Raw genomic sequence first — 13,859 nt, 5'->3', positions numbered from 1 at the left:
CCGCATCGGATCCGCCGAACCGCCGGGCTTCGTACGGAAGGACCCTCGGGTGCCAGTCACCACGCGCTCATCCCAGCAGGCTGAATCGAAGGACCCCGAGGACGACACCGCGACCACCGCGGAACCCGCGCGGACGCCCCCCACCGCGGACGGCGCGGACACGGCGACCGGGACGGACACGGCGGCGACGACCGGGACCGAGGGGACCACCGGGTCCGCTCAACCCGATGCGGCCGCCGGAACCGCTGAACCCGATGAGGCCGCCGGTACCGCCGAACCCGATGCGGCCGCCGGAACCGCTGAACCCGATGAGGCCGACGCGACCCCCGTGCCCCGGGCCGACGGCGAGGCGTCCGCGGCCGGCCCCGAGGCCGAGGCGGAAACCCCCGACGCCGCCGGACCCACCCAGACCCCCGAAGCCGAGCCCGAGTCCGCCCCGGAGTCCGAGGGGGTTCCCTCGCCCCGGGGGCTGCGGGCTCGTCTCGCGTATCTGCGGGCCTGGCGGGGGAGGCATCCGCGGGCCGCGCGGGTGGTGTGGTGGACGGCGACGGTGCTGTCGCTGGTCCTCGTGCTCGGATCGCTGCTGCTGCCGAACCGGATCAGCGGGCTCCAGGTCAACCGGTTCACGCGGCTGCCCGTCGAGGCGATCCTGGGCGCGTCCCTGCTGCTGGCGCTGCCCCGGCGGCCGCGGATCGTCGCCGCGGCGCTGGGCGGGGTGCTCCTCGGCGCGCTGACCGTGATCGATCTGCTCGACATGGGCTTCGTGGAGTACCTGGGACGGGACTTCAACCTCGTCCTGGACTGGGGGCTGCTGGACGACGCGCAGTCCTTCGTCGCGGACTCGTTCGGGCGCGCGACGGCCGTCGGGGCCGCGATCGGCCTCGTCGTGCTGATCGTCGCCCTGTTCGCGGTGATGGCCCTGGCGACGGTCCGGCTGAGCAACCTGCTGGTGCTGGACAGCCGGCGGGCGAGCCACGTGACGCTGCTCGCGGCGACCGTGTGGGTGACGTGCTCGGTGGTGGGCCTTCAGAACGCCGGGGTGCCCGTCGCCTCCTACCGGGCCGGGGACGCCCTGCTCAACAAGGGCCGGCAGGTGCGCCAGACCCTCGCGGACGAGGCCGCGTTCGGCAAGGAGGCCCGCTACGACACGTTCGGGGCCACGCCGCCCGCCCAGCTCGTGCCGGACCTGCGGGGCAAGGACATGATCTTCACGTTCATCGAGAGCTACGGCCGCAGCGCCGTGGAGGACCCGATCATGGCGCCGGGCGTCGACGCGACCCTCGCCGCCCGGACGCAGGCCCTGGCGAAGGCGGGCTTCCACGCCAAGAGCGGCTGGCTGACGTCGGCGACCTACGGCGGCAGCAGCTGGCTCGGCCACTCCACCACCTTGTCGGGCCTGTGGGTGGACAACCAGCAGCGCTACAGCACGGTGATGGCCAGCGACCACCTGTCCCTGACCAAGGCGTTCCGCAAGAGCGGCGGGTGGGACACCGTCGGCGTCATGCCGGGCGTGCAGAAGGCGTGGCCGGAGTCGAGGTTCTACGGCCTGGACAAGGTCTACAACGCGTTCCAGATGGGCTATCAGGGGCCGAAGTTCAGCTGGTCGACGATGCCCGACCAGTACGCCCTCGAAGCGTTCCAGCGCCTGGAGCACGGCCGCACGGGGCGCGACAAGCCGCTGATGTCGGAGATCATCCTCACCTCCAGCCACCAGCCGTGGGCGCCGATCCCGAAGATGGTCGGCTGGGACGACCTCGGCGACGGCTCGGTCTTCAAGGGCGTCCAGGCGGCGGGCAGGAAGGCGTCCGACGTCGTCGCCGACGGCACCGCGTCCAAGGAGGAGTACGGCAAGTCCATCGCGTACTCGGTGACCGCGCTCACCGAGTGGCTGGAGCGCTACGGCACCGACGACACGGTCCTGGTCTTCCTCGGCGACCACCAGCCCATCGCCCGGGTCAGCGGCGAGAACGCGAGCCGGGACGTGCCGATCTCGATCGTCGCCAAGGACCCGAAGGTGCTCGACAGGATCTCTTCGTGGAAGTGGACCGACGGTCTGAGGCCCGCGCACGACGCGCCGGTGTGGAAGATGAGTTCGTTCCGCGACAGGTTCCTCACCGCGTACGGCTCGACCCCGCACCCGTCGAAGGGCTGACGCCCCGCGCGCTCACGGCCCCCGCCCGCAAGCACCGGCGAGGGCCGTCGGGCGTGCCGTCAGCCGCCGGAGGTGTCCTGTTCGGCTTCCTCGTCGACGCCCGCGCAGTCGTAGGGGTCCTTCAGCCAGCCGTCGGGCAGGACGACCCGGTTGTTGCCGGAGGTGCGGCCGCGGGGGCCGTCGGCTCCGGCGGGCCAGGGCTGGCCGAGGTCCAGCTCGTCGAGGCCGGCGCGGAGTTCGGCGAGCGAGGAGGTGATCGCGAGGCGCTTGCGCATCTCGCTGCCGACGGCGAAGCCCTTGAGGTACCAGGCGACGTGCTTGCGGAAGTCGACGACCCCCTTGGACTCGTCGCCGATCCACTCGCCGAGGAGGGTGGCGTGGCGGACCATGACGTCGGCGACCTCGCGCAGGGAGGGCCGTGCGACGTCGTCGGGGCGGCCCTCGAAGGCGGCGACGAGATCGGCGAACAGCCACGGCCGGCCGAGGCAGCCGCGGCCGACGACGACGCCGTCGCAGCCGGTCTCGCGCACCATCCGCAGCGCGTCCTGGGCCGACCAGATGTCGCCGTTGCCGAGGACCGGGATCTCGGGGACGTGTTCCTTGAGGCGGGCGATGGCCTCCCAGTCGGCCGTGCCGCCGTAGTGCTGGGCGGCGGTGCGGCCGTGCAGGGCGATGGACGTCACGCCCTCCTCGACGGCGATGCGGCCGGCGTCGAGGTAGGTGAGGTGGTCGTCGTCGATGCCCTTGCGCATCTTCATCGTCACCGGGAGGTCGCCGGCGCCGCTCACCGCCTCGCGCAGGATGGCGCGCAGCAGGTTGCGCTTGTAGGGCAGGGCGGAGCCGCCGCCCTTGCGCGTCACCTTGGGGACCGGGCAGCCGAAGTTGAGGTCGATGTGGTCGGCGAGGCCCTCCTCCGCGATCATGCGGACGGCCTTGCCGACGGTGGCCGGGTCGACGCCGTACAGCTGGATCGAGCGCGGGTCCTCGCTCGCGTCGAAGCGGATCAGCTGCATGGTCTTGTCGTTGCGCTCGACCAGCGCCCGCGTGGTGATCATCTCGCTGACGAACAGGCCCTTGCCGCCGCTGAACTCCCTGCACAGGGTGCGGAAGGGCGCGTTCGTGATCCCGGCCATGGGGGCCAGGACGACGGGCGGCCGGACGGTGTGGGGGCCGATCTGCAAGGGGGTCACGGGCGTGGGCATCGCTCCATTGTCGCGTATGCGCGGAGGTGCCCGGCCGCCTGCCCGCCGCTCCCCGGCGGATCATGCATCACTCATTAGTTAGACGCACTATTGATGTCGGCGTACGATGAAACCCATGCCCGAGCTCAGCCCCCGCCGACGCCTCCTGGTCCTCGCGATCTGCTGCATGAGCCTGCTGATCGTGAGCCTGGACGTCACGGTCCTCAATGTCGCACTGCCGTCGATGCAGAGCGACCTGCACGCGTCGACCTCCGGCCTCCAGTGGACGATCGACGCCTACACGCTGGTCCTGGCCTCGCTGCTGATGCTCGCGGGCTCGACCGCCGACCGGATCGGCCGCAAGAAGGTCTTCCTGTCCGGCCTGGTCGTGTTCGCGGCCGGCTCCCTGCTCTGTTCCCTCGCCCCGAGCCTGAACCTGCTGATCGCGGCCCGCATGATCCAGGCCGTGGGCGGCTCGATGCTGAACCCGGTCGCCATGTCGATCATCACCAACACCTTCACCGACCCGCGCGAGCGGGCCCGGGCGATCGGGGTGTGGGGCGCGGTCGTGGGCATATCGATGGCCGCCGGCCCGCTGCTGGGCGGACTGCTCGTGGAGTCCGTGGGCTGGCGCTCGATCTTCTGGCTCAACCTGCCCGTCGGCCTGGTGGCCCTGCTGGCGACGTTGCGCTTCGTCCCCGAGTCCCGCGCGCCGAAGGCGCGGCGCCCCGACCCGGTCGGACAGCTGCTCGTCATCGCGCTGTTCGGCTCGCTGACCTACGCCATCATCGAGGCGCCGGAGGCGGGCGCGGCGACCAGCGTCCCCTTCGCCGCCGTCGCGCTCGCGTCCCTGCTGGGCCTGCTGTGGTACGAACCGCGTCGCGACGAACCCCTCATCGACCTGCGGTTCTTCCGCTCGGTGCCGTTCAGCGGCGCGACGGTGGTGGCGATCAGCGCGTTCGCCGCGCTGGGCGGCTTCCTCTTCCTGTCGACCCTGTACCTGCAGAACGTGCGCGGCCTGGACGCCCTGCACGCCGGGCTGTGGATGCTGCCGATGGCCGTGCCGACGTTCCTGTGCGCGCCGGTGTCCGGGCGGCTCGTGGGCAACCGGGGCCCGCGGCTGCCGCTGCTGATCGCCGGACTCGCCATCACGACGAGCGGGGTGCTGTTCGCCGCGTTCGACGCCGAGTCGTCCGACGCGACGCTGTTCCTCGGGTACGCGCTGTTCGGGGTGGGCTTCGGGTTCGTGAACGCGCCGATCACCAACACGGCGGTGTCGGGCATGCCGCGCAGCCAGGCGGGGGTGGCGGCGGCGGTCGCCTCCACGAGCCGGCAGCTGGGTCAGACGCTGGGCGTCGCGGTGATCGGCGCGGTCCTGGCGGCGGGCGTGAACGCGTCGTCGTACCGTGACACCTTCGCCTCCGCGGCCGTGCCCGGCTGGTGGATCCTGACCGGCTGCGGCGCGGTCGTCCTCGTCCTCGGCGCGCTGACGACGGGCCCGTGGGCCCGGCGGACGGCGGAGCGGACCGCGCAGCGCCTGGAGGCGCCGGACGTGCGGGAGGCCGCGGGCGTCAGCGCCTGAGCCGCCGGGCCGAAGGGGGCGGGGGTCAGCCGGCGTGGGGCCCGGCGCCGGCGCTCAGCGCGTGCGCGTACAGCTTCTCCAGCCGCTCGCGGGTCTGCGCGTCCTGCGGTGCGTAGGTCACCATGCGGGCCCCGTGCTCCGGGCTCAGCCACAGGTCGGTGTGGGTGAGCGTGAGGAGGCCGACGTGCGGGTTGCGGAACTCCTTGACCTTGCTGCGGCCGACGACGACCTCGTAGCGCTCCCAGTTCTCACGGAACTCCGGTGACTCCGTCTGAAGTCGCTTGACCAGCATCTTCCAGGCGGGCTCGGTGAGGTGACCGGCCATGGAGGCGCGGAGCTTGGCGGCCATCAGGCGCATCGACTCGTCGAGGTGGACGACCGACTCGCGCCACTGCGGATGGGTGTGGATGAGCACTATGCAGTTGCGGTCCTCGGGCGGGATCGCGTCGAGGTCGCACAGCAGGTGGGCGTAGGTGCGGTTGTAGGCCAGGATGTCGTAGCGGCTGTTCTGGACGCACGCGGGCAGCGGGTCGAGCTGGTCCAGCAGCTCGCGTACGGCGTCGGTGACGCCGGTGCAGGACGAGGCGGGGGTCGGGTCGGTCGCGCCGGCCAGCTGGAAGAGGTGGGCCCGCTCGCTCGGGTCGAGCAGCAGGGTGCGGGCCAGGGCGTCCAGGACCTGCACCGAGACGTGGATGTCCCGGGACTGTTCGAGCCAGGTGTACCAGGTGACGCCGACCGCGGAGAGATGGGCGACCTCCTCGCGGCGCAGCCCCGGCGTGCGGCGGCGCGCTCCGCGCGGGAGCCCCACCTGCTCGGGCGTGATGCGTTCGCGGCGGCTGCGCAGGAACGCGGCCAGTTCGTGCCGCCTGATCTCGGAGCCGCCGGGCGCCGCGGCCTCCGCGGTCGTCCCGGCCGTCGCGGTCGCCGCCTTCGTGGCGGTCGTCGCGGTCGTCGCGGTCGTCGCGGCGGGCAGCGTCTGCCGGACCATCGTCGTCATGCCTCCAGCCTGCCGCCTCGCGCATCCTGTTGCCAGGTACTCCTTCTACCAGGATAAGGAGACTCTGGTACCCGTCTGACGGGCGGCGCAGGCTCGGTGGCGTGACCCAGACAACCACGACCACCACGACGGCCACCGCTGCCGCCGCCTCCGCCCCGGGCCCGGTCCCGCAGGGCGCCGGGGCCGCGGAGCCGGCCCACTCCCTCGGCCCGCTGGGCCTGTTCACGGTGCTGCTCGGCGCGGCGCTGCCCCTCATCGACTTCTTCATCGTCAACGTCGCCCTGCCCACCATGGGCCGCGATCTCGCCGCGAGCGAGACCGTCCTCGAACTCGTCGTGGCCGGGTACGGGCTCGCCTACGCGGTGCTCCTCGTCCTCGGCGGCCGGCTCGGCGACCTGTTCGGCCGGCGGCGGCTCTTCCTGGGCGGGATGGCGGCCTTCGGCCTGACCTCGCTGGCCTGCGGACTCGCGCCCGACGCCTGGACGCTGGTGGCGGCCCGCGTCGCGCAGGGCGCGTCGGCCGCCGCGATGGTCCCGCAGGTGCTGGCCACCATCCAGTCCGCCACCGCGGGCACGCGCCGCGCCAAGGCGATGAGCCTGTACGGAGCGACCGCCGGACTGTCCATGGTGGCGGGCCAGATCCTGGGCGGCGTGCTCGTCGCCGCCGACATCGCCGGCAGCGGCTGGCGGTCGGTGTTCCTGGTCAACGTGCCGTTCGTGATCGTCGGCCTGCTCCTGGCCGTGCGCACCGTCCCGGAGACCCGCTCGCAGCGTCCGGAGCCGATGGACGGACCCGGCACCGTGCTCCTGGCCGCCGCGCTGCTGGCCCTGCTCGCGCCGCTCACCGAGGGCCGGGCCGCGGGCTGGCCGCTGTGGACGTGGCTGTCGCTGGCCGCGTTCCCGCTGCTCACGGGCGCGTTCTACTGGGTGGAGCGGCGGGCCGACCGACAGGGCCGTACGCCGCTGGTGCCGCCGAGCCTGTTCGCGCTCACCACGCTGCGGCGCGGGCTGACGATCATGGGTCCGCTCGCGGTGGGCTTCAGCGGGTTCATGTTCGTCATCGCCGTGGCCCTGCAGGGCGGGGCGGGACTGGGCCCGGTGCAGGCCGGTCTCACCCTCGCGCCGATGGCCCTGGCGTTCTTCCTCGCCTCGCTCGCCGGGCCCCGGCTGGTGACCCGCTTCGGAGCACGCGTGGTGACCTCCGGCGCGGTCCTCCAGGGCATCGGCGTCGTGCTCATCGTGCTGGCGGTGCGCGCCGACTGGCCGGACGTCGGCTTCGTCGAGCTGCTGCCGGGCACGGCGGTCGCCGGTGCGGGGCAGGCGCTCCAGCTGCCCGTCGTCATGCGGATCGTGATGTCCGAGGTGCCGCCGGCCCGCGCGGGCGTCGGCAGCGGTGTCATGGTGACCACCCAGCAGGCCTCGCTCGCCCTGGGCGTGGCCACGCTCGGCACCCTGTTCCTCTCCCTGGTCCCGGGCTCGGGCATGCGGGACGCCCTCGTCGTCACGCTGGTCGTGCAGCTGGCCGGGGTGGTCCTGACCGGCCTGCTCAGCCTCCGGCTGCCCCGCAAGGTGGGGTGAGCGCGGGGACGCGCCGGGGGGGGCGGCGGCCCTGTGCCGCGGGCCGCGATGACTTTCCGGCGTCCGGACGGTCGTACCGGTGAGCGGTGTCCCTGAACCGAGAAGCAGCAGCCCCACCGGAAGGCCGACGATGAGCGCACTGAGCGAGACCCTCCAGCGATACGTCGACGACGGCGCCGTGCCCGGAGCCGTGGGCCTGGTGGCCCGCGGCGACGAGGTGGAGGCGGTGAGCGTCGGCTCGCGGGACGCCGACGGCACGGCGCCGATGACCCGCGACTCCCTGTTCCGGATCGCCTCGATCACCAAGCCGGTCACGGCGGCCGCGCTGCTGACGCTGGTCGAGGAGGGGACGATCGGCCTCGACGCGCCGGTCGCCGAGTGGCTGCCCGAGCTGGGGGAGCCGATGGTGGTCCGCACGCCGTCCGCGGACGTCGACGACGTGGTCCCGGCGGCGCGCCCGATCACCGTCGAGGACCTGCTCAGCTCGCGCCCCGGCTGGGGCTTTCCGCCGGACTTCTCCCTCCCCGCCGTCCAGGCCCTCTTCGGGGTGCAGAAGGACGGCCGCGCCCCGCAGGCGTATCCCGAGCCGGACGTCTGGCTGGCCGACCTGGCGCGCGTCCCTCTGCTGCACCAGCCGGGCGAGGCCTGGCTTTACGGCACGGCGTCCGATCTTCAGGGCGTGCTGATCGCGCGGGCCTCGGGCCGCGCCCTCCCCGCGTTCCTGGCGGAGCGGATCTTCGAGCCGCTGGGCATGCGGGACACGGCGTTCGAGGTCCCGAAGGAGAAGCGGGACCGTTTCACCACCGCGTACCGCCCCGACGGCGCGGGCGGGCTGGAGCTCGCGGACACCCCCGACGGCGAGTGGAGCGGCGTGCCGAGGTTCCCGTCGGGCGGCGGCGGCCTGGCGTCCACGGCCGACGACTGGCTGGCGTTCGCCCGCATGCTGCTGCACGGGGGCGAGGCCGACGGTCACCGCGTCCTGTCGCCCGCCTCGGTGAGCCGGATGACCGCGAACCACCTGACGCCGGCCCAGCGCGAGAACGGCGCGCTGTTCCTGGAGGGCCAGGGCTGGGGCTACGGCGGCAGCGTCGACGTCGAACCGCTCGACCCGTGGAACGTCCCGGGCCGCTACGGCTGGGTCGGCGGCACGGGCACGACGGCGCACGTCGTCCCGCGGACGGGCACGGTCACCATCCTCCTCACCCAGACGGCGATGACGAGCCCGACGCCGACCCCGCTGATGCGGGACTTCTGGCGGTGCACGGCGGGACAGGCGGAGTAATCCGGCAGGAAACCGGCGAAAGGCCGCTTTACGCTCCGAATATGCAGCCTTCACGTGCCCGGCTCGGCATCATGGCGTCGCTCCTCGGTCTGGTGGCGGTCCTCGGGGCGGTGTGGCTGGTCCGCTCGGCCACGACGGACAGCCAGAGCACCGCCAGCAGCGACGGGACGACCGGCTCCGCCCAGCAGTCGAACGCCACGGGGGACGCGGACGGCGACGCGGACGTCACGGCCGACGGCGGAAGATCCCGCCCCGGGGAGGCGTCGAACGGTGCGGACGGCCACACACCGGGTGGGGGTAAGCCGGGGAAAGGGGGGCAGCGATCCGTCACCTACAACGGCCTGCATCTGGACGGCGACGCTCATGGCTTCGGCTGCCTGACGGTCATCAACGGGACGGGCACCACCGCCCTCATCAAAAACGTCTCGTTCCGGGTGTCCCCGGCGGCGTCGATCCACTCCGACAACGCTGCGCACTGTCACGACGGCGAAGGCGGCAACGCTCCGCCCTGCAACGGCAAGCGACTGGCGAAGGACCAGGGATGCCTGGCCGGCGGAGTCCTCGCGCCGGACACCCCTCCGGACTACTACACGATCACGGCCGTGGTCGAGTACGACTTCCTGTGCGACAACGTCAAGATCACGCCATGCGACGTTCTCAAGAAACGGGGCGGTCCGCCGCCGACGCCACGAGATCCGGTGCGGCTCGTCGGGACGACGTCCGACCTGCCCCAAGCCACGGTCCTCATCGACGAAAGCAACTCACCCAGCACCTCGCCCTCACCGAAGAGCCCCTCCCCGCCCGACGAGGTTTCGCCGCCGCCGGTCTCGCCTTCCCCCAAGTCGCCGCATGACAGCTCACCCGCCTCGGAGGAGGGATGACGGACGAGCCGTCGCCGCAACGCGAGCCTCCCGCACCTCCCGCCGACGACGCGTCGGCCGTTCCGGCGCGGTTGCGGCGGCTCGCCGAGGCACTCGGGCCCGCGACCCTCGCGACCGCGCTGCTGCTGTACTTCGGCTACATCGCCACCCGCGCGCGGTACGCCTACTTCGGCGTCCCCGTGGAGATGACCGGCCGCTCCAACCAGGATCTGATGCTGGACGGCATGGAGGTCGTCTTCGTGCCGGCGGCGATGATCTTCCTGGGTGTCATGCTGCTGGTCGCGATCCACGCCCTCACCCTGTGGGTCCTCTCCCGCGACACCGCCACCGGGGACGAGACCTCGGCGGCCGCCTTCCTCGCGTACGGCTTCGTCCTCGTCGGCGTCCTGCTGATCGGCAGGGCGCTGATCGGCATGTTCGTCCAGGGCTCGGACGTCAGCGTGGTGTTCGGCACCACCCCGCTGTCACTGGCCTTCGGGCCGGCGGCGGTGGCGTACGGCGTCTGGATCTACGGCCGTCAGCGAGGACGCCCCCTGCTCTCCTCTCGCCTGGCCCGCAACGGCGTCATGTGCGCGGTCGCGCTGGGCGTCTTCGGGCTGTTCTGGGGGTCGACGCAGCTGGCGTGGGCGTACGGGAAGGGGCGGGGCGAGGGCGACGTGAAGGGGCTCGGCAAGCGTCCCGAGGTCGTCGTCGACACCAAGGAGCCGCTCGACGCCCTGCCCACCGGCGTGCGCGAGAACCGCCTCGGCGGCGACGGGCGGGGCGGCCGGACCTACCTCTACCGCTACCGGGGCTTCCGGCTGCTCATGGCGTCGGGCGGGCGGCTGTTCCTGGTCACGCCGCAGTGGCGGGCCGGCCGGGACCAGACCGTCGTGCTGCCCTACGGCGACGACATCCGGGTGCAGCTCGTCGCTCAGCAGGACGCGGACTGAGCGCGCAGTCCCCGCAGCAGCAGGTCCACGACCGCCGTGAAGTCGTCCTCGACCCCCGGCCGCTCCCAGACCTCGAAGTAGCCGGGGTCGTGGAAACGGCCGGTGGCGTGGAAGACGGCACGGGCGGACGCCGCCGGGTCGGCCGTCGCGAAGGCCCCGGACGCCACGCCCGCCTCGACGATGGAGGTCAGCTGGCCGGTGAGGTCGGCGAGGTGGTCGCCGACCGCCGTGCCGCTCTCCGCGGTCAGCACCATGTACGTGGCGAACAGTTCGGGGTCGTCGCCCGCCTTGCGCCGCTTGGCCTCGAAGAGCGCCGCGAGCCAGTCCCGCAGCCGGGTCTCCGGGGGGCGGCCCTCGTCGGCGGTGATGCCGGACAGGGTCCGCGACGTGTAGTCCAGCCAGCGCTTGGTGACCGCCTCCCGCAGCGCCGCCTTGGTGCGGAAGTGGCGGTAGACGCTGCCGTGACTGACGCCGAGCGCGCGGGCCACGTCGACCACGGTCGCCTTGGCCGGGCCGTGCCGGCGCAGCACCTCCTCGGTCGCCTCGAGGATGCGTTCGGCGGTCAGGGTCTCGGAGGTCTGCGGTGCCATGGGGAGACGGTACCCGGCGGCCCGGTCAGCGCTCGCTGTCGAGGTGCTCCATGGCCGCGGCCGGGTAGCGCTCGCCGGCCGCCGCGTCGGCGGGCACGGCCGCCTCGATCGCCGCGAGGTCGCCGTCGTCGAGGACGACGTCCAGCGCGCCCAGCGACTCCGCGAGCCGCTCGCGGGTGCGGGCGCCGACCAGCGGGACGATGTCCTCGCCCCGGCCCAGCACCCAGGCGATCGCGAGCTGCGCCACGGTGACGCCCTTGCCCTCGGCGATCTTCCGCAGCGCGTCCACGAGGGTCAGGTTGTGCCGGAGGTTGTCGCCCTGGAAGCGGGGCGAGTGCGCCCGGAAGTCGTTCGCGGCGAGTTCGCGGTCGGCGGTGAAGTGCCCGGAGATCAGGCCGCGGGAGAGGACCCCGTACGCGGTGATCGAGATGCCCAGCTCACGGGTGGTCGGCACGATGGACCGCTCGACGCCCCGGCTGATCAGGCCGTACTCGATCTGGAGGTCGGAGATCGGCGCGGTGGCGGCGGCCCTGCGGATCGTCTGCGCTCCGACCTCGCTGAGGCCGATGTGCCGGACGTACCCCTGCTCGACCAGTTCGGCGATCGCGCCGACCGTCTCCTCGATCGGGACGTCCGGGTCGACGCGGGCGATCCGGTAGACGTCGATGTGGTCGACGCCGAGACGCTGGAGCGAGTAGGAGACGAAGTTCCTCACGGCGGCGGGCCGGCCGTCGTACCCGGCCCAGGAGCCGTCGGGCCCGCGCAGCGCGCCGAACTTCACGCTGGTCAGCGCCTGGTCGCGCAGCGCGGGCGGCGCGGTGCGCAGGGCCTCGCCGATCAGCAGCTCGTTGTGGCCCATGCCGTAGAAGTCGCCGGTGTCGAGCAGGGTGACGCCGGCCTCCAGCGCCGCGTGGATGGTCGCGATGGCCTCATCGCGGTCCGCTTCTCCGTAGAGGGCGCTCATGCCCATGCAGCCGAGGCCGAGGGCGGAGACCTGGGGTCCGGTGCGGCCGAGGGTACGTGTATTCGTCGTCATGCCCTCCAGCTTGGCATGACGAATGACAGATTTCAATATCTGTCAGCTGTCACCCTTCACCGCGCTGACGAAGGCCGCCCAGGCGGAGGCCGGGAAGAGGAGCGGCGCGAGATGAGGAGCCTTGCTGTCCCGCACAGGGACGAGGGAGGGGACGCCGTCGGCGACTTCGAGGCAGTTGCCGCCGTCCGTATTGCTGTAGCTGCTCTTGCGCCATGTCACGCTGCTCAGATCGGTGGCTCGCATGGCAAATCCTCCAACGTACGCAAGATGAACGACTGCGACTCGGCAGGGCCCAACGCCAGGTCACGCACCGCATCATATGTGCGGTGCAAACGCTCAACCCTGCTCGACTCCTCGATCAGTTCACCGCGCACATCGTTTTCGGCGTAGGCCACCATGCGACCGTCCCACAGCCTCAGGAACATCGTGTCCGTGTTCATCAGGCCGTGCGGGCCGGTGCCGAACGGCAACACGTGAAGCGTGATGTTGCCACGCCCGGAAGCCTCCAACAGGAACTCCAACTGCCGCTTCCACTCAGGCAGTTCACGTAACGAGTTGCGCAACACAGCCTCGGACAGGATCGCCCGGAACGGCGGAGCCTCCTCCCCTTCGAGCAGCTTCCGCCGACTCGTACGCGCCTCGATCTGCTGCTCCAGTTCCTCGCCTTTGAGGCCACCTGCCATCAGCGCCTCACGCGCGTACCCGTCCGCCTGGAGGAGACCCGGCGGGGCACTCACCGAGTACTGCCACAGACCGACCGCCTCCGCCTCCAGCAGCATGTACCGCCGATACTGCTCCTTGAACTGCGAAGGGTCGGCGACCGCCAGCTCCCACAGCGTGAGCAGCATGGAGCCGGTGCCGTAGTGCTGGTCGAGGGCCTCCACGACCTCCGGGCTTCCCAGGCTCTGGCCGCCCTCCATCTTGCCGAAGGTGGACGCGGTCCAGCCCAGCACCTCCTCCAGCTGCCGCAGGCTGTCCCCCTTGGCCGCCCGCAGCAGGCGCAGCTCCTCCGCGAACCGCCGCCGGGGTTCCTGGCTCCGCCCTGTGACCACCCGCCTCGCCGGCATCCCGTCCCGCCCCTTCCGCATTTGTGGAATTTGCGCCGCCGAACGACCACGAACCGCTCGTCGACGGCGTGTCCGCCCTCCCCGGAAGGCATCCTGACGTCAACCCCCCACCACCCAGAGTATCCCAACCTTCACATTCAGTAAGAAAGTTGGGTAAAAGGAGCGGACGACATGGAGCACGAACCCGGCACCGTCCTCTACGACCCGGCCACGGACCGGGTCGGCGAGTACCAGGACCGCTCCGGCCCCTACGCGATGCTGCGTCCGGTCGGCGGCGGCCGGGAGTGGCAGGCCGATCCGGCCGGGCTGCGGCCGGCGACCGAGCGCGAGCGGCTGCGCGCCGGGGTGCGGGCGGTGAACGCGCGGGCGCGCACCGACGGGCCGTTCATGCTGGGCCTGCGCCGTCCGCCGCGGCCGGTCCCGGACTGTCCGGAGTGCGACGGGCTCGCGTCGGCCCGGGCGAAGGCGCGCGCGGCGCACGACTACAGCGCGGAGACCGACGCCGACGTCCTGCTCAGGGCCCATCTGCGGGAGCGGCACCCCGAGGCATGACGCGAGGCCGGCCCCGACGGAAGTCCGTCG

Annotated in this window: 13 protein-coding genes; 7 read left to right on the top strand and 6 right to left on the bottom strand. The window is 72.4% G+C overall.

The window, feature by feature from the left end:
• Positions 1–49 precede the first annotated feature (49 nt).
• Entirely contained in the window at positions 50–2,152 is a 2,103-nt protein-coding gene (locus ACGFSH_RS02585; RefSeq protein ID WP_393344195.1) for a CDP-alcohol phosphatidyltransferase, read from the top strand.
• 59 nt (positions 2,153–2,211) lie between these two features.
• Here the strand turns inward: ACGFSH_RS02585 and dusB are convergent, their stop codons facing one another.
• On the bottom strand, positions 2,212–3,354 hold the full coding sequence (gene dusB, locus ACGFSH_RS02580) for a tRNA dihydrouridine synthase DusB (protein WP_393344193.1): 1,143 nt from the start codon (positions 3,352–3,354) through the stop codon (positions 2,212–2,214).
• A 115-nt stretch (positions 3,355–3,469) separates the two neighbouring features.
• Here dusB and ACGFSH_RS02575 point away from each other — a divergent pair, with 115 nt between their 5' ends.
• Entirely contained in the window at positions 3,470–4,915 is a 1,446-nt protein-coding gene (locus ACGFSH_RS02575) for an MFS transporter (RefSeq protein WP_393344191.1), read from the top strand.
• Between the two features lie 25 nt (positions 4,916–4,940).
• On the opposite strand, the gene ACGFSH_RS02570 is transcribed toward ACGFSH_RS02575, so the two are convergent.
• The gene (locus ACGFSH_RS02570) at positions 4,941–5,912 is read right to left on the bottom strand and encodes a helix-turn-helix transcriptional regulator (RefSeq protein WP_393344189.1); all 972 of its coding nucleotides are present in this window, start codon (positions 5,910–5,912) and stop codon (positions 4,941–4,943) included.
• A gap of 101 nt (positions 5,913–6,013) precedes the next feature.
• Between ACGFSH_RS02570 and ACGFSH_RS02565 the strand changes: the two genes are divergently transcribed.
• The 4 genes from ACGFSH_RS02565 to ACGFSH_RS02550 all read left to right on the top strand — a co-directional run bounded on the left by ACGFSH_RS02565 (position 6,014) and on the right by ACGFSH_RS02550 (position 10,584).
• Positions 6,014–7,489: an MFS transporter gene (locus ACGFSH_RS02565; protein WP_393344187.1), complete on the top strand. Its 1,476-nt coding sequence runs from the start codon at positions 6,014–6,016 to the stop codon at positions 7,487–7,489.
• A 130-nt stretch (positions 7,490–7,619) separates the two neighbouring features.
• Positions 7,620–8,771, top strand: a complete 1,152-nt coding sequence (locus ACGFSH_RS02560; RefSeq protein ID WP_393344185.1) for a serine hydrolase domain-containing protein — start codon at positions 7,620–7,622, stop codon at positions 8,769–8,771.
• Positions 8,772–8,812: 41 nt separating this feature from the next.
• Entirely contained in the window at positions 8,813–9,652 is an 840-nt protein-coding gene (locus ACGFSH_RS02555) for a hypothetical protein (protein WP_393344183.1), read from the top strand.
• The gene (locus ACGFSH_RS02550) at positions 9,649–10,584 is read left to right on the top strand and encodes a hypothetical protein (protein WP_393344181.1); all 936 of its coding nucleotides are present in this window, start codon (positions 9,649–9,651) and stop codon (positions 10,582–10,584) included. Before ACGFSH_RS02555 ends, ACGFSH_RS02550 begins: the two co-directional genes overlap by 4 nt.
• Here ACGFSH_RS02550 and ACGFSH_RS02545 read toward each other — a convergent pair.
• The 4 genes from ACGFSH_RS02545 to ACGFSH_RS02530 are packed head-to-tail and all read right to left on the bottom strand — an operon-like array spanning position 10,566 to position 13,277.
• Positions 10,566–11,174, bottom strand: a complete 609-nt coding sequence (locus ACGFSH_RS02545) for a TetR family transcriptional regulator (RefSeq protein WP_393344179.1) — start codon at positions 11,172–11,174, stop codon at positions 10,566–10,568. The genes ACGFSH_RS02550 and ACGFSH_RS02545 overlap by 19 nt on opposite strands.
• 25 nt (positions 11,175–11,199) lie before the next feature.
• Entirely contained in the window at positions 11,200–12,210 is a 1,011-nt protein-coding gene (locus ACGFSH_RS02540) for an aldo/keto reductase (RefSeq protein ID WP_393344177.1), read from the bottom strand.
• 42 nt (positions 12,211–12,252) lie between these two features.
• A complete protein-coding gene (locus ACGFSH_RS02535) occupies positions 12,253–12,453 on the bottom strand; it encodes a DUF397 domain-containing protein (RefSeq protein WP_393344175.1) in 201 nt (66 codons plus the stop codon).
• Positions 12,435–13,277: a helix-turn-helix domain-containing protein gene (locus ACGFSH_RS02530; protein WP_393345454.1), complete on the bottom strand. Its 843-nt coding sequence runs from the start codon at positions 13,275–13,277 to the stop codon at positions 12,435–12,437. The genes ACGFSH_RS02535 and ACGFSH_RS02530 overlap by 19 nt, the downstream gene beginning before the upstream one ends.
• A gap of 171 nt (positions 13,278–13,448) precedes the next feature.
• Between ACGFSH_RS02530 and ACGFSH_RS02525 the strand changes: the two genes are divergently transcribed.
• Entirely contained in the window at positions 13,449–13,829 is a 381-nt protein-coding gene (locus ACGFSH_RS02525) for a hypothetical protein (RefSeq protein ID WP_393344173.1), read from the top strand.
• Positions 13,830–13,859: the final 30 nt, after the last annotated feature.

Source organism: Streptomyces sp. NPDC048481 (assembly GCF_043200075.1).
Classification (GTDB): domain Bacteria; phylum Actinomycetota; class Actinomycetes; order Streptomycetales; family Streptomycetaceae; genus Streptomyces.
This window is presented reverse-complemented; position numbering and strand designations above follow the sequence as displayed.